Raw genomic sequence first — 22,778 nt, forward strand, 5'->3', positions numbered from 1 at the left:
GTTAACTTTGAAGTGTGGGCGATTATTTGCATGTAAGCTATTCCTTACACCTTAAATACCCGAACTGCATCGAAGAAATGCGCTAAGCATCCCCTGTTGGTGTGCCTGTAAATGCTACTTTCCCAATTTATGTTGTGCTGTGCCCAAGCGTGGCAATTAGTGCTAATGGTTTGGGTGCGGTAATTATTTGCAGAGAATAGGAATAAAGGATTATTCGATGGGGAAACGTCACCTTCAACAGCCGGTGAAGCAACGTGTCACATTGGCCGCAGCCATCATTACCAGCGCGTTGCTGTCAGGGTGTTTCGATGGGGATAGAGATGAGAGCATTTCAAAGCCAACGACTACACCAACACCGGACAATAATACGATTGAATTAGTTATTACAACGTCTGAGTATGCAGCCATAAATCGAGCCATTACCTTGAGTGCAGCGGGAAGTACCACAGAAAATGGCAGTGCCTTGACTTACCAATGGCAGATTGTCGAAGAGCCGGAAAAAGATGCTGGGAATATATTGGCTCCGTCATCAAGGAATACCCGACTCTTAGCATTGGTCGAGGGTAATTATACGATTAAGCTGACTGTGTCAGATGGTGAGTATTCCCGCTCGGGAACCAAGACACTATATGTCGATTATGATGCTGATGGTATACCGTCTAGCCGTGATCTGGACATTGATGGAGACGGTACATTAAACGTTGATGATCAATTCCCAAAAGATATCACGGAGTGGATCGATTCTGATGGTAACGGGGTCGGTAACTATGCTCAGAGTGACGAAGATGGCGATGGCAAGCCCGATCAAAGTGATGCCTACCCGTTTGATCCTGAGCAGCAGGACTTGTTTGTTTATTCTGAAATGGAATTTAACGGCAACCTCTACCCTAATGGTAATCAGTTGAACCGCAGCTACCCATTTGCTGTAAAAGGGGTGGTTGAGTCGGGCTCGGGTTATGAAGTGGATACTGATTATTTCCTATTTGATGCCAAGGCCGGCGATATCATTACGCTGTTGCTGCATAAAACCAATAAAGAATTTGCCCCATCTTTGGCTCTTCTGAGCAGTGCTGGTGCCAGCTTGCCAACAGTAAAAGTTGATTGGTCACATGAAGATTACCTTGCGGTGAGCTCGCGTATTACTGCCGATGGTTCCCATGCGTTCTCGGTAGCTGATATTAATAATGCGGCATCGGAACAATTTAGCTACCGGGTTAGCGTGTTCAAAGATAGTGATATGGATGGGCTGTCCGATGATACTGAACTGGCGCTAGGCATGCAGCCAACCAACCCAGATAGTGACGGCGATGGCATCCTCGACGGCTTGGAACAACTGTTGTCCGCAGGAGATGTAGATCAGGATGGTGATCAGCTGCCGGCCTGGTGGGATCTTGATAGTGATGGCGACTTAATTGATGATTCAGTTGAGGGCGTGCAGGACATTGATGGCGATGGAGTGGCTAACTTCCTCGATACGGATTCTGATGGCAACGATATTACCGATGATGTGGAAATCGGTTTTGACCCGATATTGCCTGAGGACTCAGACAACGATGCTATCTTGGATTTTGTCGATACCGATGATGACAACGATAGCCTCAAGGATATCAATGACAATGATCGTTTGTCTCCACTAGAGCAGGCAGAGCCGGGAGATAAAGAAGGTCGCCTGGTAGTCACAACTGTCACGGTGATCACCACTGATGGCAGCCATGCCATAGAAGGTGTTGCCCGCCGTGGAGATACTATTCGCCTCGAGGGTGAAGGGTTTGGCACAACACCAATGATCGCTTGGCAGCAAGGGACTGAGCTACTTAACCTTGTACCACAAGTCGATGAGTCAGGTGTCCTGACATTCACCGTACCGCAAAAGGCGCAATCAGGTGAGATCAAAGTGTCTAACGGCGGGAAGATCTCCTACCCTCACCAGATCACCGTGGTGGATGCCGATAGCCCATTGCTGTTTGATGTGGAAGTCATCGGCGATGTGGGTTACGCCTTTGCAGGTGAGAGCATCACTTTGCTAGGGATAAACCTGAGTGCGCCATCTGTCAGGGTGAACTTGAATGGTGTGGAGTTGATCCCAACATCTGTTTCCAATAATCGTATCCGGGTTACCCTTCCGCTGGATGCTGCCAGTGGCGTGATTGCCGTGGTTAGCGACGAGATCTCTAACCGCCTGCCCGTTGAGGTTCGCCAGCAGACGGGAGGCAGTGTCGTCTTGCCATCGGGGTCGACCTTGGCCTTTGATCAGCTAACAGCTGAGTTTCTGGGGTCTTCAGACAGCGCTGTTGCCGCTAATGGCAGCTTCGTCCTGCCAACACGGAACCAGGGAGCAACGACTGTCCACCTGTTTGCACCTGAACAAGCAGGTAGGGAGCCGGCGATTTTCCTAAGTGGTGTCGTGCTGCCGGGGCAGGGTAGTATTGAAATCAGCCCCTATACCATGGCGGCTGGCTTGGTATATACCAGCATGGGGTTAGAGGCAACGATCCATGCTGATGACCAGCGTGCAGTGATGGACGTATTGCTAAACTCGACTCGGGCATTTGGTGATTACCTTGACGAGAAGCTAGGGCAAGATCCGTACTACCTCGAAGACTACCGCCGGGCAGACTTTACCGAAATGTTCCTGAAGGCTATCGAAACGGCTGGTAGCGCTGTAGATTCTGCGCTGTCTCAGGGGCAGATAAGCCAAAAAACAGCGGCGCTGGTGAGTGCTAAGTCAATCGTTGCTTATGCAAGCCAAGCTGCTGGCGCAGAAGTGACGCCACAGCCTTTCCAGCAAGATTTCGGAGTCAGCTTCCAAGACGCTGGTGACAGCGTCAACGGTAAAATTGATATTGAAAATGATACGATGATGTTTGCCGATTATAAGCTGCTCAATGCTTACAATGGCAAGATCATCCGGGATTATGCTAACAGCTATTTCTCCTCTGACTTGCTCGGCCCACAGAGCGGGATCTTCAGCTTCTACAATGCCAATATGAAGACGGAAGATCTCAAACACCGTTCGGCAGATCTACGATTGTACACGCCAGGTTTCAAAGGAGAGGTATGGCATATCTATAAAAATTCGCCATCATATAAATTGGCAGTACGTACTTTCATGAGTCAGGCATTTGTTCCGGTGGTCAATACTGTGGTAGGGCTGCGAATGACAGATAGCACTACCAGTAGAGTGTTGGACATCCTGTTCCAATATGGTCTAGTTGATGCCGTTGAGTCAGGCTGGAGCAAGGGCACCGTAAGTGGCTTTGCTGAAGGCGTAGAGGCTATGATCAAAAAATCAGAAGCGTCTACCTATGAAGCTATTGTCAAAGCTGTCGCGGTAAACCAGGGGCCAGCTGTTGTTAAGAAGATGGCGGTTGCATTGGGCATGAAATTGACACCTTGGGGAAGTGCGGCGACGGTGGTTTCGGTAGGTGGCACCGCGGTGGATTTGGGCAAGCTGGCGACAGATATTGCCACCACTAGTAGCTACCTCGAGTTCCGGGTGAACTTCCCGATTTCGGTCGAGGAAGTAACACCGGCAGTGATCATGGTTGATGGCGAGCCAAAAGATGTAGCCCTGAAAGGGCAGGGTTTAGACCCGGTTATTAAAGGCAGTATTTTCGGTGCGACGACCCACAAACCTTCAGTGACCTTTACTGATAGCAAGCAGGAAATCCATACCGATGACGCGCCAACTTATGAGTCGTACATCGTGGGAGCGGGATTGACAGCACCGGTGTCCCCGCTGAAAGTTCGCCTGCCTGCGGATTACCTTGATAAGGCCGAGTCACCGTTATCGGTGAAGTTATCCCACCACCGTCTAGACAGGGATCCGTTTGTTGATGACTTGGTAGAGGTTAAGCTGGATACCCAGTTCACGATTGAGCTGGTGAAGGAGCTGACACTTTCAGCACTTGATCCTTCGACCGGGGCATGGGGAGAAACGGTAACCATCTCAGGTGCCGGTTTCTCGCGGATCATTACCGATAATCGGGTATTTTTCACCGGTGATGAGGGACAGCCTGTTGCCGTGATGATCACTGGAGCGACGCCTTCGGAGCTGACAGTTGTGGTGCCAAATGGTGCTGAGACGGGTGACGTATGGGCCGAGGTTGTGAATGTCAACGGCACCCAGCAGAGCAATACGTTGCCGTTTGAGCTGGAGCAGCAGACTTACACCTTTACGTTTGGTGATAACGGTGCAGCGAATGATGACACTTATGCCTTGTATGTTAATGGCCAGCTGATCCGCACAATGGCAAGCCCCTCCCGTTCGGTCAGTGCCGATGTGCCGCTGACGCCGGGGGTGCACCAGGTTGAATTGCACGGTATCACTGCCCCTGACCGGATCGGTACTTACTACGTCTCGTTCCCGGCAGGAGTGACCTTGATCAGCGGTGATGCGATGACAGGCTCGGATCTCACGGCAGGTAAAGTGAAGCGGTATTCGGTTGAAGTTCAGCCGGTAGCGCCAGCGAAAGCAGGGACCAAATCACTGCGCAGGGCTGGAATGCCAGTGCCTATCTTATGGGATGAATAGCCCTTGCTGGTAAGTAGTGATGTGTAAAAAGAAAGGCCGATTCATCGGCCTTTCTTGTTTGCTTTGGTGAGACGTTCATGGAAAGAGTGATGAGAATTAAGAAGAAACATGTCTTTTTCTGGGGGGCAATATTGGTTTTTTCCCAGCTAATTCTATGGCTGATTGATTTTACTGTTGAATCGACAAGCTCGATTAATAGAAAAGCAATTACTGAACTGTGGTATATCCGGCCAATGATTTTAGTGTTAGGACTATTTCTCATGGCATATAGCCAGTACCCACGTAGCCGGTTGGGGAAGGTGGGGCGGTGGATTTATCGCTTTATTCTGTGGCTGATAAAGACCAAGCGCTCCGCAAAAAAGTAATCTAAGCTATGCGCAAGTTAAAGGCAGGTGGCTGCCTTTAACCTCACATTGAGACAGTTAGGCGTTTTTTAGCACAAACTCTTCAATCACTTTCGCCACACCGTCGTTGTCGTTGGTGTCGGTGACGTGGTTGGCAATCGCTTTGATATCGTCGGTGGCGTTGCCCATTGCCACACCCAGACCGGCGTATTTAATCATGTGGTGATCATTACCCGCATCACCCATGCAAATCACTTCGCTAGCGTCCAGGCCCAAATGCTCGGCAAGCATAGCAACGCCGGTGCCTTTGTTGCTGTTCGGGTTCATCAGCTCGAGGAAGAAAGGGGCACTTTGCACCACGGTGTACTGGTCGTAGAGGCTCGCAGGCAGTTGGTTGATCGCTGCTGTTAGGATTTCCGGATCCGCGACCATCATTACTTTGATCACTTCTTCGTCGTCGGCAAGCTCGGCAAAATCAAGCACTGTCGTCGGTACGCCGTTGATCACTGATTCATGATCGGTATACGGGTTGTTCTCTGGCGTGATCAAACCGCGTTCAGGGGTAAAGGCATGAATGAAAGTACCGAAATCATTGGCCAGGCTGGCGATATTCTTCGCATCTCGGCCTGTCATGATCTGCTTGCGGATCACTGTTTTGCTAGCAACACGTTGCACCAAAGATGCGTTGTAGCTAAGGACATAATCTTTTTCGCCAGTCATACCCAGTTCATCGAGGTACTTGGTCATGCCCTCCAGTGGGCGGCCGGAAGCTAGGACCACTTGCACACCGCAGTCGCGAGCAGCCTGGATAGCTTGTTTGGTTCGAGGTGAAATGGCCTTCTGCGAGTTAAGCAGTGTGCCATCCATATCAAGGGCAACCAGTTTATACATTGATTCGTCCAATCCGTGAAAAATTTCAGAGCCCGCATACTAATCAATTTTTGTGATCAACTCGACACCCTTTGATGATGTTAGTGTGACATTTCAGGACTGGCTTGATGTGTGTCAACTGAGAGTACCGTGCACTGGGTTTTGAGAAATGCAGCATTACAAATTGTTACTTGTTTGGAAATGGGAGGGAGGTATAAGTTTATGAAAATAATCATAAAATCAAAGTGTGTTCAGCTTGGTTTCTAACATGTATTAAGTGGTTGTTTTATCGGTGTATATTGGCCTTTTTGCCTACGATATGTGTGAAACTATCAAACAACTCAAAGGGATTTGTGGCTTTTCTCACTGTTTAATTCGCATGGCGAATTTAATATTTCTTCAACCCACAAGGGGGGAGTGAGAGTGGTATCCAGCCCTACCCCAATCAATCATGCTGGGTATCAGCCCCAACAATTATGATGAGTATGTCTGAGGAATAATCATGAAAAAAACGATCTTGTCTGCTTTGGTTGCAGGTTCGATGCTGTCGTCGGCAGCGTATGCCGCTGCACCAAATACCGATTTGAATTTAATGCCATATCCACATTCTGTGGAGCTGCGTGAAGGCAAGGTCGAGATTGATGGTGATTTCAAGGTTTTCATCAAAGGCTACCAGTCCGAGCGGGTGGCGTTTACCGCCAAGCGATTGCTCAAACGCCTGGAGCGCCAGACGGGTGTGCCGATGCTCAATCCATATGTCGATAGCGAAGACAAAGCGACACTGGTGATTGATATCCAGCAGGCGCCGAAAACAGCAGTTCAAACGGTTGAGGCGGACGAGTCCTATACCCTGACGGCCGACAACGGCAAGATTGTGTTGGCCTCTGAGCGCCCTTACGGCGCTATCCGAGGTATCGAGACCCTGCTTCAGTTGGTTGAAACCGACAGCACGGGCTATTTTGTGCCGGAAGTGACGATTGAAGATGCGCCGCGTTTCCCGTGGCGTGGTGTGTCCTACGATACCTCGCGTCACTTTGTTGAAATTGATGTGATTAAGCGCCAGCTCGATGCGATGGCATCAGCCAAGATGAACATTTTCCACTGGCATATCTGGGATGATCAGGCGATCCGTATTCAGTTGGACAGCTATCCGAAGCTATGGCAGATGACGTCTGACGGTGACTACTACACCAAAGATGAAATCCGTGGTGTGGTCGACTATGCCCGCAACCTCGGTATTCGGGTGATACCGGAAATTTCATTGCCGGGACACGCCTCAGCGGTGGCTCACGCCTATCCAGAGCTGATGTCTGGCGGCGAAGGACAAAGCTACCCGCACCAGCGCGAGTGGGGGGTCTTTGTCCCACTGATGGATCCGACTAACCCTGAGCTGTACACCTTCTTGGGTAAAGTGTTTGACGAGGTAGTTGAGCTCTTCCCGGATGAGTATTTCCACATTGGTGGTGATGAGCCCAATTACTCCCAGTGGACAGAAAACGAGGACATCCAGGCCTATATCAAAGAGAAAGGCCTAGACGGTAACCACGGTCTGCAATCTTACCTCAATGCCCGCGTTGAGAAGATGCTTGATGAGCGTGGTAAGAAGATGATTGGCTGGGATGAAATCTGGCATAAAGATCTGCCGACATCGATTGTGATCCAGAGTTGGCGTGGCCATGACAGTATTGGCCGTGCGGCCCAGGAAGGCTACCAGGGGATCCTATCTACGGGCTACTACCTTGATCAGCCACAGCCAACCAGCTACCACTACCGCAACGACCCGATGCCAACCGGTATCACGGTTGACGACAACCTGCATGATGGGGAAAAGTTTGCTACCTACGAGTGGGAAAAACCACGTACTAAGGGGGGCCCGCGTAAAGGCCTGATCACTATCATTGAAGACAAGGACGGTAACTTCCGCGCCTTTACCGACTATAACGGCAAGTCACGTGAAGAGGTGTACATCCTTGAGTATGTACCGGGCAAAGTGTTCCGTGGTCACTTCGACAACTTCATGTCGTACACCGAATTCAACTTGGTTTTCGCTGGCACTGAGCTGGCTGAAACGAGCTATCAGCTTATTGGTAATGTCCGCTGGCCGACCACAGGCAAGCTGATCGCAGGAACTGCAATCGAAGGCTCAGTGATCCCCGAGCCAAACGGCGGCTACCCGGCGGAGTTAACCGAGGAGCAGCAGAAACTGATCCTGGGCGGAGAAATTACCGCATGGGCTGAAAACTATGATTCACTGACGGTTGAAAACCGCCTATGGCCACGTAGCTATGCGATTGCCGAGCGTTTCTGGTCGCCTGCTGAACTGACGGACGAAGACAGCATGTACAAGCGAATGGCAGCAATCGATCACTGGTCTGAAATTTCGGTAGGCCTTCAGCACCACAACAAGGCCATGATGATGTACAAGCGCTTGGCAAACGGTAAAGATGTCCAGCCGCTGGTGGCACTGGCCGAATACACCGAGCCGGCACAATACTATGCCCGTAACTGGGAAAAGTGGATCCAAACTCCGAACCATGGCGACCTTTACAACCAGTACGAGCGCCTGAACCGCTTCGTTGATGCGCTGCCTGTCGAAAGCCATGCGGTGTATGAAATGGAAAAACTGGTTGGCGAGTATGCTGACGGCAACAATGATGCGCTGGCTGAATTGAAGGCTCACTACGCGAAGGTATTGAATGCGGCACAAGCCGCCAAACCAATCTTGGCTGCCAATGTGGCATCGGTAGATAGCGTTGTGATTGCTGAGAAGACCATAGCTGTAGCGGAAATTGGCCTGGCTGTGGTGGCCAAGCTTGAGCAGGGTGAGACACTTAGCACAACAGAGCGAAATGCATACCTAGTAACATTGAGCGATACAGCAAGAATTTATGACGAGGCGATCGTCGCAATTGTCAAACCGACGGAAAACTTGGTCGTAATGAAGAAATAGCTCCATATAGTTTTATTAATACAAAAGCTTGAGCGCACCTAATGGGTGCGCTTTTTTTATTGCAGCAACAAGTAGTAACATTTTTTCTTGGTTGATAACTCTACGCAAGTGGCAATTCAGCAAAATGAGATTGACTTTGTATGCAGTATTTACGATATTTTATTCTTCATTTTTAAGAAGTAGATGAAGAATAATAATGAGCGATACAACATCGGACGTTGTCCAAATCAAAACCTGGAAAATGCCAGATACTCTGGTACTGATCTTTTTCATTGGTCTGCTGGCGACAGCACTGACCTATGTCGTACCGGCAGGTATGTTTGAAACCCAAGCCATTTCCTATATTGCTGACGGTGCCGAGAAGACCCGTACCGTACTCGACCCAGAATCGTTTACATACGCGACGGATGAGCATGGCGAGTTGGTCTATAACAGTGTCGGGCTGTTTGCCAGCGGAGGTGGTATTGGCCTGATGAACTTCGTGTTCGAAGGGCTGGTTTCCGGCTCGAAATGGGGTTCGGCTATCGGCGTTATCATGTTTATGCTGGTGATTGGCGGCGCGTTTGGCATCGTGATGCGTACCGGTACGATTGATAATGGTATCCTGCGCCTGATTGACCGTACCAAGGGCAGTGAGTCCCTGTTTATTCCGGTGCTGTTTTCCTTATTTTCTCTTGGCGGTGCAGTATTCGGAATGGGCGAAGAGGCCGTTGCGTTCGCGATTATTATCGCCCCGCTGATGGTCAGAATTGGCTATGACGGCATTACCACCGTGATGGTTACCTACGTCGCGACCCAGATTGGCTTCGCTGCTTCATGGATGAACCCGTTTTCGGTCGCAGTCGCCCAGGGGATCGCTGGCGTGCCGGTACTATCTGGTGCTTCGGTGCGTATTGGCCTGTGGATTATGTTCACCATTATCGGTATCGCATTTACCATGTGGTACGCCAACGGGGTGAAAAAAGATCCGTCCAAGTCTTTCAGTATCAAAGGCGATATCCACTTCAAAACACAGGAGGCCTCGGTAACGGCATCGCGCTGGAACCTGGGCGATACCCTGGTCATGCTGACCGTGGTTGCCACAATGGTATGGGTGATCTGGGGGGTAGTTGCCCATGCTTGGTACATTCCTGAAATAGCCTCGCAGTTCTTTACCATGGGCTTTGTCGCGGGCTTGATTGGTGTAGCTTTCCGCCTCAACGGCATGACCGTCAATGATATGGCTGATGCGTTTAAAGACGGTGCGAGCATCATGCTAGCACCGGCGCTGTTGGTCGGTAGTGCCAAGGGGATCCTATTGATCCTAGGTGGTGGCGGTGATGCCACCGAAGCCAGTGTATTGAACTCGATCCTCAGCAGTGCGGGTAACGTAATCGGCTCACTGCCGGAAGTGATGGCTGCATGGTTGATGTACGTTTTCCAGTCGGTGTTTAACTTCTTTGTGACGTCGGGCTCGGGACAAGCGGCACTGACCATGCCTTTGATGGCCCCGCTGGCTGACTTGGCCGGTGTCACTCGTCAGGTTGCGGTACTGGCGTTCCAGCTGGGGGATGGCTTTACTAATATCATCGTGCCAACTTCGGCATCACTGATGGCAACACTGGGCGTGTGCCGCATCGACTGGGGGGACTGGGCAAAGTTCTGCTGGCGCTTCATCGCTCTGTTGTTTGTGTTGTCGAGTGTGATTGTAGTAATTGCTCACATAACAGGCTTTGCGTAAGCGCAGAAAAATCGATTAGAGTGAATGGGCAGGAAACTGCCCATTTTTTTTGCAGACTATCAATTTCATAGACATAGGGATGGATGCGTATGGCGGAAATGAAAACCCGATATACCGATGACGTTTTGCAGGGACATCAGGTGATCACCCGGTTGGATGTCGATGAGCTGCCCGTGGGCTGCCACCGGTTTTGGTTTCGTCCCCAAGAAAATGGCATCGGGCAGAGCTGGCACTTGCCGGTGGTGGTCTACCGCGGCGAGCAGGGCGGCAATGCCCCAAAAGTGATGATCACGGCAGGCGTGCATGGTGACGAGCTGAATGGCGTGGTCACGGCTCAGAAAGTTATCCAATATCTTGCCGAACAGGCCGTGGCAGGCACGGTGGTCATTGTGCCGACGGTCAATGTGTCTGGCATGTTGATGCACACCCGGGATTTCATCATGTCAGACCCTGACGCCTCGCCGACCAATCTCAACCGGATTTTCCCGGGCAACCCGGAGGGAGACGCCGCCCAGCGTTATATTGCGTCAATATGGTACGATCTGCTTGCGCACAATGCCGATATCGCGGTCGATTTGCATACCCAGACTCGCGGTGCAGCTTACCCGCTGTATGTGTTTGCGGATTATCGTATTCCCCAAACCGTAAAAATGGCCCGGCTGATGAATCCGGATTGTATTTTCGATGATCCGGGCGATGAGGGGGTGCTGGAAACGGTTTGGAACCGCAGCGGTATTCCATCGATTACCGTTGAGGTTGGTGCCGGTAAGGTCTTGCAGCCGGATATGATTGCACGCTCTGTCGATGGGGTACTCAATATCCTTAAAGCTGAAGGGGTATTGGAGGGGGAGGTTAGCCAGCCCCAGCACGAGTGCTACGAAGGCAAGCAGATCTTCACCGTGCGAGCGACACTTGGTGGCTTTGCCCTGCCGCAGGTGGAGATTGGTGAGCGGGTTGAAATCGGCCAGTTGCTAGCGGTGCAGTACGACAGTTTCGGCGATGAGATACAGCGCTACCATGCGCCGACCCGTGGTTATGTGCTGAGTGTGAATCTCGATCCGATGCGCGAGCCCGGAACCCTGCTGGTGCGTTTGATTAAGTAAATGTTCCGATGCTCCTCTGTACAATAGCAAAACGCCACTGAACGATTCGGTGGCGTTTTGCTGTCGAGTCTTAGATGGCAAAAGGTTGCAATCGCAGTTGATGGATATGGCTATGCTGAACGTTGATTATCAGAGCCTTAAATGAATCTATCAGCAGCTGCAATGAGGTTAGCAGCCGGTAACTGGCATCAACATCATCGGCACTCAGCGAGAACTGCAATATTGACTCCCGGTCTAGTCCGATCAGGTAGCGTTGCAGCTCGAACAGTAACCTATCAAGTTGATACTGGTGCTCAGTAAGCGTCGGATTGACCGTAGATTCCTCCAGAATTGCGACTAGCGATTGAGTGATTTTCGCTATCAGTGCCTCAATGGCTCGGTGTTGCGATGCAGTTTGCCAATGGCGGTAGTTATCTTCGAAAGCACGATAGAGCAGGCAGGCCTTGTACGCACCGGTGATCACTGTGCCGACTTTTGCCGGTTCCAGCTCAGGGTAAGCCTGCCAGTTAATCCTGCTGATTGCGGTTTCTGCCATAGCGACAGAGCGCAGCGGATCTTGTCTTTTCAAGACGATGCTATGGCCAGCTTGCTGGTGCTTCGGCTTGGTAAATTGCTGCAGGTCGAGTTTGAGCCCGGTCCGCAAACGCCCCAATTCACGCAAGAATACAGATTCCGGCGTACCCGAAAAGACAGTGTGGTTCACCCAGAAGATGATCAGCATGACGATACCGATCAGCATAAGCTGCAGCAAGGCGGACTGAATATCGTAGACCGGCGTCAGCTGCATCGCACCACTTGTCATCATTATCAATAGTTGGGTACCCAGCATTCTTTGCAGTGCCTGCTGGGGCCGGCAGAACACATACCAGATCCCAAACGCATTGATAAAATAAAACGCCGACAGTTGCCAGATCTCGGTCAGCATCGGCATCAGCAAAACATACTGAGCCAGGACGAACAGTGACCAACCGAACATGGAAAATGACAATGCTTTTACGCTGGCAAATGGCAGTGACAAGACGACGCAGCTGAAAATGGCCCCGAGCAGTACGATCATTGCACCACCAGGCATGGGGACATAAAGCCATAATGCGATACATACCCAGATCACCAGGCAGGCTTTCAACGCCGCTACAGCGCTATCCGGGCGAAATGCCCATCTTGCGGTGAATGAACCTGGCGCTGAGACCGCTTGGTGGGGTTGATTGTATTTGGCGTTACCTTGATGACTTTGAGCAGTCAGCTCAGACAGGGTCGCCACGAGGTCATATTGCAGCTGATCAATCTTAGTCAGCAGTGAGCCTAACATCATCGTTGCGCCATGGTGGTCATCAATACTGCCAGCTTTTTCGTTATCTAATGGCTTTGATGGGAGTAGGGCAACGTTTTGCGGTAGGCGGCTTCGACCGTCGATGACGGCTCTCCCCTCAAGCAATGCTAGGGCATCTTGCGCCCGGCTGCTGAGCCGCTCCAGCAAGGAGGCAATAACTGCACATTGCTCTGGTGCCATTTTTTCACTGGTTAGGGCGCTGGCTTCTGCCAGATGGCCGCACAGCAGTGCCCACCGGTTGAGTTGGCTGAGCAATGTTTGCCACTTTGGGTAGTCATGGGCGATATGGTAACTGTCTGCGCTGGCCGCGTAGATGAGATCTTCCAACCGGGTTAACTGCTTCAAGCTATCACTTAAGGTGAGCGCTTTGGTGAAGGTGTTGTGGTCATTGAGTTCAGCCATGGCAATCTGTAGCTGCTTTGACTGATTATCAAAGTACAGCTTTAGGGTGGCAATGACGGTACGATGGCTGGATGTTGGCCATAACAAGCTAAATACCAGCGTAAAGCAGACAATTCCCAGCACGGTCTCCTGGAGCCGTAAAACGGCCACTGAGAAGGTCTGCTCCGGTAGCAGTTTGCCCATGACGACCACCAACGAGCAGACCATCAGGCAGATAGTCCACATATAGCCATTGCGTGGATTGCCCTGCAGATAGACGCAAAGTGCAGCAAAAAGGCTGTAGCAAGCAAGGAAAGGCAATGGCTGTTGGGCAAAAAGCCCAACCAGCAGGAAAGCCGCTAATACGCCTAGCAAGGTGCCGACAAGTCGATGACGGCCTTTTTTCAGCGAATGTCCCGACGTTTCGGTTGCAGCCATGACAACCACGGCAAAGCCAGCCCAATACGGACGTTCCCAGCCCAGCCATAGCGCACTGACAATGGCCAGGGTCAGGGCTAAGGCCACCTTCAGTGGCAAGATACAGCGCTGATTGAGCATAGAAGATCCTTACAGGGCAGCGTTTGGCTGGGATTTGTTGATCATTATCGATGCCGTCGTCCCGGCGCGGAGCTGGAGAGAGGCAGGCAAGTTATCGAGTGCAATCCGGACCGGTATTCGTTGGGCCAGGCGGATCCACTGGAAGTTGGGGTTGACGTTGGGCAGAAGCGAAACCCCTGTACTGCCATCTTGGTGGGCAATGCCGTATCCGATACTTTCAACCCGGCCACTGAGTGGCTGGTCATGATAGGCCATCAGGGTGACGACAGCGTGTTCACCGATGGTGACATCCTGAATGTCTGTTTCCTTGAAGAACCCTTCAACCCAGAAGCTGTTTTTATCAACCAGGGCGACAACCGGTTGATTCGCGACCACTTGGCTTCCCATTCTCAGGGTCAGGTTGGTGATAAAGCCATCCACCGGGGCGGTGACCTTGGTGAAGCTGAGGTTTAGCTTGGCTTCATCACAAGCGGCTCGGGCGACCATGACACCCGCTTGCGCAGACTCAACCGCATTGTTGAGCTGATTGAGTGACAATTGTGAAATTGAGCCTGGCTGGCGGCGTGACAGGGAACGCCCGCGCTTTGCTTCATCTTGCGCTTTTTTGAGCAGGGCTTGCGCTTGAACCAAGCTTGCTTCTGTCTTGGCCAGGGCTGCTTGGTAGGTACGGGGGTCTATTTCAAACAACACGTCGCCGGCTTTGACTTCACTGTTATCACGAATAGGCAATGCAATGATAGGCCCTGTTACTCGAGGGGTAACCTGGATCACCTGAGCGCGAATTTGGCCATCTCGGGTCCAGGGATTTTGTAGATACTGTTGGTATTTCCAGCCTATCGCGGCGATAGCCAATAGGAGTAAGCAAAGGGTGACGCTGAAACGTTTGATCAAAATAGGCTCCGTATTCGATTAAGAAGGAAAAACAAAGGTGCCGACAACGACGGTATATATGATGGTTAGTGAAAGCTCGACCAAGGGGGGGCTGGCAACGTGGCGAAACCAGCGCAGCCGGTTTAGCAAACGAACGGTAAGGGAAGTACAAATCAACCCGATCAGGGCTGCAACCAGCAGCGGGGGAAGGTAGAGATCACCAAAAGCGATTTCATGGGGAACGGCAAACGACACTGTTTTTACTCTTGATACTAGGACGCGAGGGTGCATGTTATGGCTAATGCTGCTGGTGATAAACCTACTTAGAAGGAATACAATCGAAACTCTTGGTTTCTAATTATGGTTAAAATAGAATCTAATGATTGCTAATCATGGAGTATGCTGTTGGACCGCTTAACCAGTATTGAAATTTTTGTGCGGGCTGTGGAGCTGGGCTCATTTGCGGCCGTGGCTGAAGAGCGAGGGATCAGTGCCCAGATGGTGGGTAAGCACGTGAGAGGGTTGGAGGCGTCAATCGGTGCGAAGCTGTTGGCCAAGTCTACCCGTTTTCAGAGCCTGACTGCGGTAGGTGACCAGTATTACCGGCGCTGTCTGGTCGTCCTCGGGGAGCTGAAAGCTGCTCAGGAGGACATTTACCGTAATATGAGCGAGCCCAGTGGCAGCCTGAAGATTGCTGCCGGGGTGAATTTTGGCATTAAGGCTTTGGCACCCATGCTGGCACAGTTTCAACAGCAGTACCCTCAGCTCGATATCGATCTTACCTTGGATAATAGCCCGCCCGATATGAAGAAAGAGGGCTACGATATTATCTTTCGAGAGCAGTTGGTCGGGTACGAATACCTGGTGGCGACGAAGCTGCGCAGCTATAAGATGATTGCCTGTGCTTCTCCTGCCTATTTGCAGCGATTTGGTACGCCGACCCACCCCGACGAGCTGGAGCGGCATCAATGTTTGCTGAGTAACCTGCCGCAGGCACCGCATAAATGGCGGTTCTATGATGGCCAAAAAGTCAGCACGCCAAAGGTGAGCTCGCGATTTACTATGAATAGCGGGCAGGCCATGATGGCAGCGGCCTTGGAAGGGGCCGGTATTACGTTACAGCCCATGTTTCAGGTTAGCGATGCCCTGTCCGAAGGCGCTTTAATGCCCATTTTGCAGGACTATACACTGCCTGAGGTTGAACTTTATATGATGTACCGGCCGTCGTTGCGTAATACCGCAAGGCTGACGGCTCTGCAGGAGTTTATCCGCCAGGCGTTCGTACAGGATTCATTGCACAACGATGGAGGCCGGGGTTTTAAATAGCTGCTCAGGGATGACAGATAGCCAACCGTTACAGCGGGCATATTCAATCAGTGAAGCTCGGTTGCTCACACCGACATCGGAGAAGCGACTGATTAAATTAGCGATTTGCTTTTCGACTGCCTTGGGTGTTCTATGGATCAACTGGGCAATCTGCTTGGTCTGACGGCCGCGCAATAACCAGAACAGCACGATTTCCTGAGAAGGCGTGAGCCTCATGCATTCCGGTTTGATGGTGCTAAATGAATTGTTGGTACTGTCAAGTGCCATGATTTCGGCAAAAGAAGCCAAGTTGACCAATTCCCTTAAGTTGGTCGCGCTAAATTGGATACCCCATGGTTCACCATTGATGATGACAGGACGTTTCTCGAAAGTGTAAGCATCAAAGCCGTGTGCGTATTTATGCACATCAATGGTTACAACTGTCTTGTTTTCCAATATCGCTTGTCTATCTTGCTGTACAAAATAAGATGCAAATTGGGCTGTGTCACATGGTAGATCACTATCTGTGAGGCCTTCTATATCACAAGGTGCATTGACTAAGTCACGGTATGCTTTGTTGGCAAAGGCGAAAATGCCATCCTTAGACTTTAATCCTGCTGGATGAGGGCTGTGTTCTAGCATGTGAATCAGAACGGATAAATATGTATGTTGGTCTATCTTCACCCGCGCATTCTATCACTCCGATCAAGGAAAGGAAGTAGGATAAATCCCCCTTTTTGAGTAGATTGTCACTAGTGGCAATTACCAGCTTCTATAACCGCAGGTATCTATATGGAAGCGAACGCCGCTGTAGAGCCCGAGTCCCATTTTGTTTTCTCGCCCAACCGAGTTGTAAATACTGTTGAGAATGTTATGCAGCTCAGTTCGAGATATATTTCGGGTAGGGACCAAATCTAGTGCGCAGAAATCGAGGTGCGAACTTCTCGGTGCACCACCTGCGTGCTGGTTATATTCTTTGCTTCGGTCACCGGAGACAGGGATCAGCAAGCCGGTTTTAGGCATGACATGCTGCTGAATAAACAGCAGGGTACGAACCATGTTATCCCAGTTTTTCTTGTCAGGCAGGTTGAAAACCGTGGTGTTGCTCAACCGCCAATCGGTGCCTTGTAATAGCACTAGATGCAGAGGTATGCCTTCTTTGACACCTCTGTCGAGAAAATACTTATATCCCTCCTGAATATCGGCTTGCTTCTTGTTCATCAATACCCAGCCTCGAAAGGCTGCCAGGGTTGGTACCTTGAATCCTTGCACCTCAATGACGAGATCGCTGTAGTCAAAGTCTGTATGTACTTCATAAAGTTTCGACAGATCAACGGCTTCTGCTTTGCCATAGCACGAAAAAAACAGAGAAAGTGACAACACAATCAACTTTGTCATGTGCTTCATAACATTACCTGAAGAATATGCGTCGAAATATACGATTAAGTGTAGGTGATTTGACTGTTCGGGTTTTGGTCCTTTCTTAAGCCCATATTTGTAATTTTCTATGAAAATCTGTCTGAATTGATGAGATGTAAAAATTCTTTCTGATTAATCTGTTAAAATTATCAAGGTGAGCCCGTCGTAAAAAAGTCGTGTTTTGCTAATGCATATGATCAAAAAAATACTTTTAATTTTGTTTTTTTCTTCCATTGCCCAGGCTGGAAGCCTCGATGATAACATTGAGGATCTTGCCCGCGAGGTGTATTCCGCGGCCTCATTAGATGGGGTGATGGACTATTCGTTGCTGAAAGAAGGGGTCGAAGCGTATATGACCGAAGGTACTGGGGCTAACCCTAACCTAGTGCTCATTGACTATCGCCGTCCTTCTAACGAAAAGCGATTTTATGTCATTAATTTGGCCGATAAGAAATTGAAATACCATACTTATACCACCCATGGTATTGAAAGCGGAGGTGCCTATGCCAGACGCTTTTCAAATACGCTCAATTCCAAGCAGACCTCTGTTGGCGTGTTCAAAACGGCCGAGACGTATTACGGAAAATATGGCTATTCACTTCGCCTAGATGGGTTGTCCGCCGGCGTCAATGACAATGCCCGCCGCCGCCATATCGTGATCCACGGTGCAAAATATGCCTCCCCGGATTTTCTCGCAACCAATAACTTCATCGGTTGGAGCTGGGGGTGCCCGGCTTTACCGCCTGAGAAGAACCGTGAAATCATCGACTTGATCAAAGGGGGAAGCATAATCCTGGCAGCCAATGACGAGATGGTAGGGCAGGACTCCTCCCCATCCTTGCTGGCATCCGCGCAATTTCAGGAATCGGTGGAAGGCGAAAACCGCATGGTGATCAGGCGCTAATCAGCCTGTAGATAATCATTTTTCAGTGATGAAAAGCCGGTGATATGGTCACCGGCTTTTTTATGCTGGTAGCAACTGCGTAGTTATTCGTGACCTTTCGTATTTTATGCCTTGTTAAAGATTTCTGAATAAAGGATTCAGGACAATCAACTAGACGGTCTGACTGAAAGTCTGGATATTCTAGCCATAGGCAACAGCACAGCAGTGAAGATAAACACTGTATAAATTATATTACTAAACAGAGAGATACGAATATGGCTTTTAATCTACGCCACCGCAATTTCCTTCGCTTACTGGATTTCACCGGTAAAGAGATTGAGCATTTGATCGGCCTTGCCCAGGATCTAAAAAAGGCGAAATATACCGGTACCGAGCAACCAAGACTCAAAGGCAAAAATATTGCGCTGATCTTTGAAAAAACCTCTACCCGTACCCGCTGCGCGTTTGAGGTGGCCGCCCATGACCAAGGCGCACACGTCACCTATATTGGTGGTGGCTCGCAGATGGGCCACAAGGAAAGTGTCAAAGACACCGCCAGGGTTCTTGGACGATTCTACGACGGTATCGAGTTCAGGGGCTTTGATCAGAAGGTGGTTGAAACCCTTGGTGAGTTTGCAGGGGTACCGGTATGGAACGGCCTGACCGATCAGTGGCACCCTACCCAAATCATTGCTGACTGGATGACGATGATTGAGCACGGCAACGGTAAGCGTCTCAATGAAATGAAACTGGCCTATATGGGCGACGCCAAGAACAACATGGGGAACTCGCTGCTGGTAGGGGCTGCAAAGGTCGGTATGGAAATCCGCCTGGTTGGCCCGAAAGAGTATTGGCCAGAGCCGGAGTTAGTTGCCGAGTGCCATGAGCTGTGTGAGATCTCAGGCGGTAAGATTGTTATTACTGACGACGTCCAAGAAGGGGTGGCTGGTGTCGACTTCATCTACGGCGATGTGTGGGTATCGATGGGTGAGCCGGCGGAGATCTGGGCACAACGCGTTCACGACCTATCGCCGTATCAGGTCAACATGGACGTGATCAAGATGACCAATAACCCCGAGGTGAAGTACATGCACTGCTTGCCAGCCTTCCACAACAGCGAAACTAAGGTGGGTAAAGAAATCTCAGAGCGCTTCTATCTTGAAGGTTTGGAAGTGACAGAAGAGGTCTTCGAATCACCGTATAATATTTGTTTTGATGAGGCTGAAAACCGTATGCACGCGATAAAAGCCATCATGGTCGCGACTCTAGGCGACTAATAACAGTAAGGGAGGCGTGTTGCCTCCCTTTTTTATTAAGCAATGACTTACAGGGCCGCTTCCAGAATGGCGCGGCTGTCTTTGATGGTAATATTGCCGCGCTCGCCCAGCGCTTTCATGCCATGTTTTTCAAGGCTGGCGACCAGGGTATCGATATCGGCAGTGCCGAGCTCAACATCGCTCAAGCTTGTCGGTACTTCCATCTGCTTGAAGAAAGCAATGGTCTTTGCAATTGCTTGGTCGATACGTTCGTCACTTGAACCTTCATTGATACCAAATACGCGCTCTGCATACTGCAGCAACTTCCCTTCCTTGTCAGCTCGGCGCTCTTTCATTACCGCAGGTAGAACAATACTTAGGGTGCGTGCGTGATCGATACCGTAGTTGCCGGTTAGCTCATGGCCGATCATGTGGGTGGTCCAGTCTTGTGGGACACCGACACCAATCAAACCGTTGAGTGCCTGGGTCGCCGTCCACATGATGTTGGCTCGAACATCGAGGTCATCAGGAGTCGCGAGGGCTTTGGGTCCCTCTTCGATAAGGTTCAGCAGCAGGCCTTCTGCAAAGCGGTCCTGAACCTTGGCGTTGGCCGGGAAGGTCAGGTACTGCTCCATCACGTGAACATAGGCATCCACAACCCCGTTGGCTACCTGGCGAGGGGACAGGCTCAGCGTGGTCGTAGGGTCCAGTACCGCGAACAATGGCTGCACTTTGGGGGACATGAACGCCAGTTTGTCTTTGCCGCGAGAAACGACCGAGCCCATGTTGCTCTCTGAGCCAGTTGCCGGCAGTGTCAGCACACACGCCAGTGGCAGGGCACTTTCTACCGGGTGCTGCTGAGCCAGAATATTCCATGGGTCTTCGCCCTGGTAAGCGGCTGCCGCAGCAATGAATTTCGTGCCGTCGATCACCGAACCGCCACCGACGGCAAGCAAGAAATCAAACCCTTCGGCTTTGATTTTTTCTACTGCTTTCATCAGCGTGTCGTACTGAGGGTTAGGCTCTACACCGGCAAACTCACCCCAGTTATGTTCGCTCAGGGCTGCCTCTACTTGCTCATATACACCGTTTTTCTTGATAGAACCGCCGCCGTAAATCACCAAGACTTTTTTATCTTGTGGAATATCGCTGGCAATGGCTGCGATCTGGCCTTCGCCAAAATGAATACGGGTAGGGTTCTGGTAAGTGAACTTGTCCATGAAGTATCTCCAGTGTGTGTCGTATTATGTCGTTAGGGAATACGCACAGTCTATGCTAATGCTTCTCAAACTGGCGTGCTCAAAACTGTTTAATGCTTGCCTAAAACTACTTTTTTATCAGGGGCGGAAAGGTAACCATTGTGGGAGTAGCCAAGATTGCCATGTTTCTTGCCAACTGGTTTTTTTGTCAAAGCTGTGGTTTGATCTAACGGTTCAGGTGCACAGAGCACGTAATTGGCGAGGTGAGGGTAATGGATTCTGTTGCAGGTTCTGTCTCTAAAAGGTGTCTAGAAAGAGGCGAAGAGCTGTGTGATTACTATGGCTTAGGAGCAGACTCAGGCATTGTCGAGCTGGAGGTTCCAGGGATCAGGCTGTTTAGGATCAACCAGTATCACAAGATGACACCACAAATGTACCAGCAGGGAGTAGTCGTCATCTTGCAGGGCAATAAAATTGGTCACTTGAATGATTACCGCTTTGAGTATGACACTGACCATTGCCTGATTGTGGCAACGCCATATCCTATTGCCTGCGAAACTTTTGCCTCGCCCGAAGCGCCGTTAATCGGTTTGGATATTGATTTTGATCTCACCATTATTCAAGAGCTTGTCGATGCACTCGAGCAGCACCAGCATAGCGAAATGCCAAAAGCTCAGGATAATGGCCGCGGTGTAGCGGTGACGAAAATCACCCCTGAAATTCGAGATTGCCTGTGTCGCCTTTTGGGGTGCCTGAAAGATCCGCTAGATGCCCGCGTGCTGGGCCAACAGTTATTGCGTGAGTTCTATTACCAATTGCTTAAAAGTGAGCAGGGGTATTTGCTGGCGCAATATTGTAAGCAAGATAGTGCGTTGTCACGGGTGAGCCGGGTGATCTCCCATGTCCAGTCACATTACGATCAGAAGTTGGCGATTAACGAGTTGGCAGACATGGCCGGGATGAGTGTCTCGGCCTTTCATCGCGCTTTCAAGCAGGTCGTTACCGATCCTCCGTTGCAATACATAAAGAAAATACGGCTCAACAAGGCAAAAACCCTAATGTCGCAAGAGGGTATGCCAGCCAATGTTGCTGCCTTGAGAGTAGGGTATGAGAGCCCAACCCAGTTCAGTCGCGAGTTTAAGCGCTATTTTGGCGTACCGCCAAGTCAGGCTTCTCATATCGGACTGTCTTGAAAAAGTTAAGTGTTTTCTTGCTTCCAGAAACAAATAATTACAAATAAAACAGTGTTTTCTATTTTCAGGTTGGGTTCAGTTTTATTGTGTACAGTGTTCATTATCCAAACGGCAGAGAGAACAGCTGCCGCGATATAACATTTAATTCAAGGAAATCACTCATGAAAAAGTATGCAGTAGTATCAACCCTTCTTCTTTCTACTTTTGCGGCTGCTCCTGTATTGGCTAACACAACAGATTGGTTTGTCGGTGGTGGTGTCGGTTATCAAAATGATGCGGTTAAGCAAGACTTTGGTAATTCGCAACTGACATCATCCAAGAATGCTGAAGGTATGACTTACCAGCTGCGTGGTGGTGTGGTAATTAACGATCAACACCGTGTGATGGGTACTTACAGCTACTTCAGTGATGATGTAAATGGCTTGCTGGGCGAGCGCAAGCAGACTCAAAACATGTTCTTGGCCTCGTATGATTATCTGATCCCTGTTCACCAAAATATTAATCTTTTTGCCGGTGTGTCTGCTGGTTTTGCGGATAATGAATTCAAAAACAAGGCTACCGGCTTTACGGCTGACTCTACAGACTTTGTTTGGGGTGGTCAGGTCGGTGCACAATATAAGATCAATAATAACTGGTCGACTGACTTAACTTACCGTCTACTTGATCAAGACTATGACAAGCTAGGTAATGAAGTTGACTACACTCAACAAGTTGTCTGGTCTGTAGATTACAAATTTTAATTTAAGCTGAACGAATAGCAAAAGGAGGGCAAATAGCTCTCCTTTTTTATTTTCAATAACTATTTCTTCCATATTCAGCTTTTGTTTTACTTTCTCAGTAAATTCATTTAAATACATGTTGTT

The 22,778-nt window shown here is 50.0% G+C and carries 16 protein-coding genes; 9 read left to right on the top strand and 7 right to left on the bottom strand.

Features of this window, described 5'->3' with window-relative positions:
- The first annotated feature begins 217 nt into the window (after nt 1-217).
- The gene (locus tag PTW35_RS18985; RefSeq protein ID WP_281028516.1) at nt 218-4,534 is read left to right on the top strand and encodes an IPT/TIG domain-containing protein; all 4,317 of its coding nucleotides are present in this window, start codon (nt 218-220) and stop codon (nt 4,532-4,534) included.
- Between the two features lie 422 nt (nt 4,535-4,956).
- Here PTW35_RS18985 and yidA read toward each other — a convergent pair whose 3' ends face one another.
- Nucleotides 4,957-5,769 carry a sugar-phosphatase gene (gene yidA, locus PTW35_RS18990; RefSeq protein ID WP_281028517.1) on the bottom strand — a complete coding sequence of 271 codons (813 nt, stop codon included), beginning with the start codon at nt 5,767-5,769 and terminating at the stop codon, nt 4,957-4,959.
- 481 nt (nt 5,770-6,250) lie between these two features.
- Here yidA and PTW35_RS18995 point away from each other — a divergent pair, with 481 nt between their 5' ends.
- The 3 genes from PTW35_RS18995 to PTW35_RS19005 all read left to right on the top strand — a co-directional run bounded on the left by PTW35_RS18995 (nt 6,251) and on the right by PTW35_RS19005 (nt 11,521).
- Nucleotides 6,251-8,698: a family 20 glycosylhydrolase gene (locus tag PTW35_RS18995; protein WP_281028518.1), complete on the top strand. Its 2,448-nt coding sequence runs from the start codon at nt 6,251-6,253 to the stop codon at nt 8,696-8,698.
- 241 nt (nt 8,699-8,939) lie between these two features.
- The gene (gene yfcC, locus PTW35_RS19000; RefSeq protein WP_281029103.1) at nt 8,940-10,418 is read left to right on the top strand and encodes a putative basic amino acid antiporter YfcC; all 1,479 of its coding nucleotides are present in this window, start codon (nt 8,940-8,942) and stop codon (nt 10,416-10,418) included.
- Nucleotides 10,419-10,516: 98 nt separating this feature from the next.
- On the top strand, nt 10,517-11,521 hold the full coding sequence (locus PTW35_RS19005; RefSeq protein ID WP_044621975.1) for a succinylglutamate desuccinylase/aspartoacylase family protein: 1,005 nt from the start codon (nt 10,517-10,519) through the stop codon (nt 11,519-11,521).
- A gap of 70 nt (nt 11,522-11,591) precedes the next feature.
- Here the strand turns inward: PTW35_RS19005 and PTW35_RS19010 are convergent, their stop codons facing one another.
- From PTW35_RS19010 to PTW35_RS19020, 3 genes are read right to left on the bottom strand one after another with little or no spacing between them, the layout of a single operon-like run.
- The gene (locus tag PTW35_RS19010) at nt 11,592-13,790 is read right to left on the bottom strand and encodes an FUSC family protein (protein ID WP_281028519.1); all 2,199 of its coding nucleotides are present in this window, start codon (nt 13,788-13,790) and stop codon (nt 11,592-11,594) included.
- Between the two features lie 9 nt (nt 13,791-13,799).
- A complete protein-coding gene (locus PTW35_RS19015) occupies nt 13,800-14,681 on the bottom strand; it encodes an HlyD family secretion protein (RefSeq protein ID WP_281028520.1) in 882 nt (293 codons plus the stop codon).
- 18 nt (nt 14,682-14,699) lie between these two features.
- Nucleotides 14,700-14,915, bottom strand: a complete 216-nt coding sequence (locus tag PTW35_RS19020; RefSeq protein WP_197078554.1) for a DUF1656 domain-containing protein — start codon at nt 14,913-14,915, stop codon at nt 14,700-14,702.
- Between the two features lie 150 nt (nt 14,916-15,065).
- Here PTW35_RS19020 and PTW35_RS19025 point away from each other — a divergent pair, with 150 nt between their 5' ends.
- Nucleotides 15,066-15,986: a LysR substrate-binding domain-containing protein gene (locus PTW35_RS19025; protein WP_281028521.1), complete on the top strand. Its 921-nt coding sequence runs from the start codon at nt 15,066-15,068 to the stop codon at nt 15,984-15,986.
- Here PTW35_RS19025 and PTW35_RS19030 read toward each other — a convergent pair.
- Together PTW35_RS19030 and PTW35_RS19035 are read right to left on the bottom strand one after the other, a co-directional pair.
- Nucleotides 15,951-16,607, bottom strand: coding sequence for a PAS and helix-turn-helix domain-containing protein (locus PTW35_RS19030; protein WP_281028522.1), 657 nt, complete (start codon nt 16,605-16,607; stop codon nt 15,951-15,953). The genes PTW35_RS19025 and PTW35_RS19030 overlap by 36 nt on opposite strands.
- Nucleotides 16,608-16,727: 120 nt before the next feature.
- Nucleotides 16,728-17,363 carry a D-Ala-D-Ala carboxypeptidase family metallohydrolase gene (locus PTW35_RS19035; protein WP_348637747.1) on the bottom strand — a complete coding sequence of 212 codons (636 nt, stop codon included), beginning with the start codon at nt 17,361-17,363 and terminating at the stop codon, nt 16,728-16,730.
- Nucleotides 17,364-17,577: 214 nt separating this feature from the next.
- Between PTW35_RS19035 and PTW35_RS19040 the strand changes: the two genes are divergently transcribed.
- Nucleotides 17,578-18,288, top strand: coding sequence for a murein L,D-transpeptidase catalytic domain family protein (locus PTW35_RS19040; protein ID WP_281028524.1), 711 nt, complete (start codon nt 17,578-17,580; stop codon nt 18,286-18,288).
- A 254-nt stretch (nt 18,289-18,542) separates the two neighbouring features.
- The gene (gene argF, locus PTW35_RS19045) at nt 18,543-19,544 is read left to right on the top strand and encodes an ornithine carbamoyltransferase (protein WP_281028525.1); all 1,002 of its coding nucleotides are present in this window, start codon (nt 18,543-18,545) and stop codon (nt 19,542-19,544) included.
- 47 nt (nt 19,545-19,591) lie between these two features.
- Here argF and PTW35_RS19050 read toward each other — a convergent pair whose 3' ends face one another.
- Nucleotides 19,592-20,743 carry an iron-containing alcohol dehydrogenase gene (locus tag PTW35_RS19050; RefSeq protein WP_281028526.1) on the bottom strand — a complete coding sequence of 384 codons (1,152 nt, stop codon included), beginning with the start codon at nt 20,741-20,743 and terminating at the stop codon, nt 19,592-19,594.
- A 251-nt stretch (nt 20,744-20,994) separates the two neighbouring features.
- On the opposite strand from PTW35_RS19050, the gene PTW35_RS19055 reads away from it, so the two are divergent.
- Together PTW35_RS19055 and PTW35_RS19060 are read left to right on the top strand one after the other, a co-directional pair.
- Nucleotides 20,995-21,915 carry an AraC family transcriptional regulator gene (locus tag PTW35_RS19055; protein ID WP_281028527.1) on the top strand — a complete coding sequence of 307 codons (921 nt, stop codon included), beginning with the start codon at nt 20,995-20,997 and terminating at the stop codon, nt 21,913-21,915.
- A gap of 161 nt (nt 21,916-22,076) precedes the next feature.
- Entirely contained in the window at nt 22,077-22,655 is a 579-nt protein-coding gene (locus PTW35_RS19060; RefSeq protein ID WP_281028528.1) for a porin family protein, read from the top strand.
- Nucleotides 22,656-22,778: the final 123 nt, after the last annotated feature.

Source organism: Photobacterium sp. DA100, from assembly GCF_029223585.1.
Classification (GTDB): Bacteria; Pseudomonadota; Gammaproteobacteria; order Enterobacterales; family Vibrionaceae; genus Photobacterium.

Coding starts and splice junctions, on each gene's coding strand:
- PTW35_RS18985 (WP_281028516.1), top strand. CDS start 218: ATGGGGAAACGTCACCTTCAACAGCCGGTGAAGCAACGTGTCACATTG.
- yidA (WP_281028517.1), bottom strand. CDS start 5,769: ATGTATAAACTGGTTGCCCTTGATATGGATGGCACACTGCTTAACTCG.
- PTW35_RS18995 (WP_281028518.1), top strand. CDS start 6,251: ATGAAAAAAACGATCTTGTCTGCTTTGGTTGCAGGTTCGATGCTGTCG.
- yfcC (WP_281029103.1), top strand. CDS start 8,940: ATGCCAGATACTCTGGTACTGATCTTTTTCATTGGTCTGCTGGCGACA.
- PTW35_RS19005 (WP_044621975.1), top strand. CDS start 10,517: ATGAAAACCCGATATACCGATGACGTTTTGCAGGGACATCAGGTGATC.
- PTW35_RS19010 (WP_281028519.1), bottom strand. CDS start 13,790: ATGCTCAATCAGCGCTGTATCTTGCCACTGAAGGTGGCCTTAGCCCTG.
- PTW35_RS19030 (WP_281028522.1), bottom strand. CDS start 16,607: ATGCTAGAACACAGCCCTCATCCAGCAGGATTAAAGTCTAAGGATGGC.
- PTW35_RS19035 (WP_348637747.1), bottom strand. CDS start 17,363: ATGACAAAGTTGATTGTGTTGTCACTTTCTCTGTTTTTTTCGTGCTAT.
- PTW35_RS19040 (WP_281028524.1), top strand. CDS start 17,578: ATGATCAAAAAAATACTTTTAATTTTGTTTTTTTCTTCCATTGCCCAG.
- argF (WP_281028525.1), top strand. CDS start 18,543: ATGGCTTTTAATCTACGCCACCGCAATTTCCTTCGCTTACTGGATTTC.
- PTW35_RS19050 (WP_281028526.1), bottom strand. CDS start 20,743: ATGGACAAGTTCACTTACCAGAACCCTACCCGTATTCATTTTGGCGAA.
- PTW35_RS19055 (WP_281028527.1), top strand. CDS start 20,995: ATGGATTCTGTTGCAGGTTCTGTCTCTAAAAGGTGTCTAGAAAGAGGC.
- PTW35_RS19060 (WP_281028528.1), top strand. CDS start 22,077: ATGAAAAAGTATGCAGTAGTATCAACCCTTCTTCTTTCTACTTTTGCG.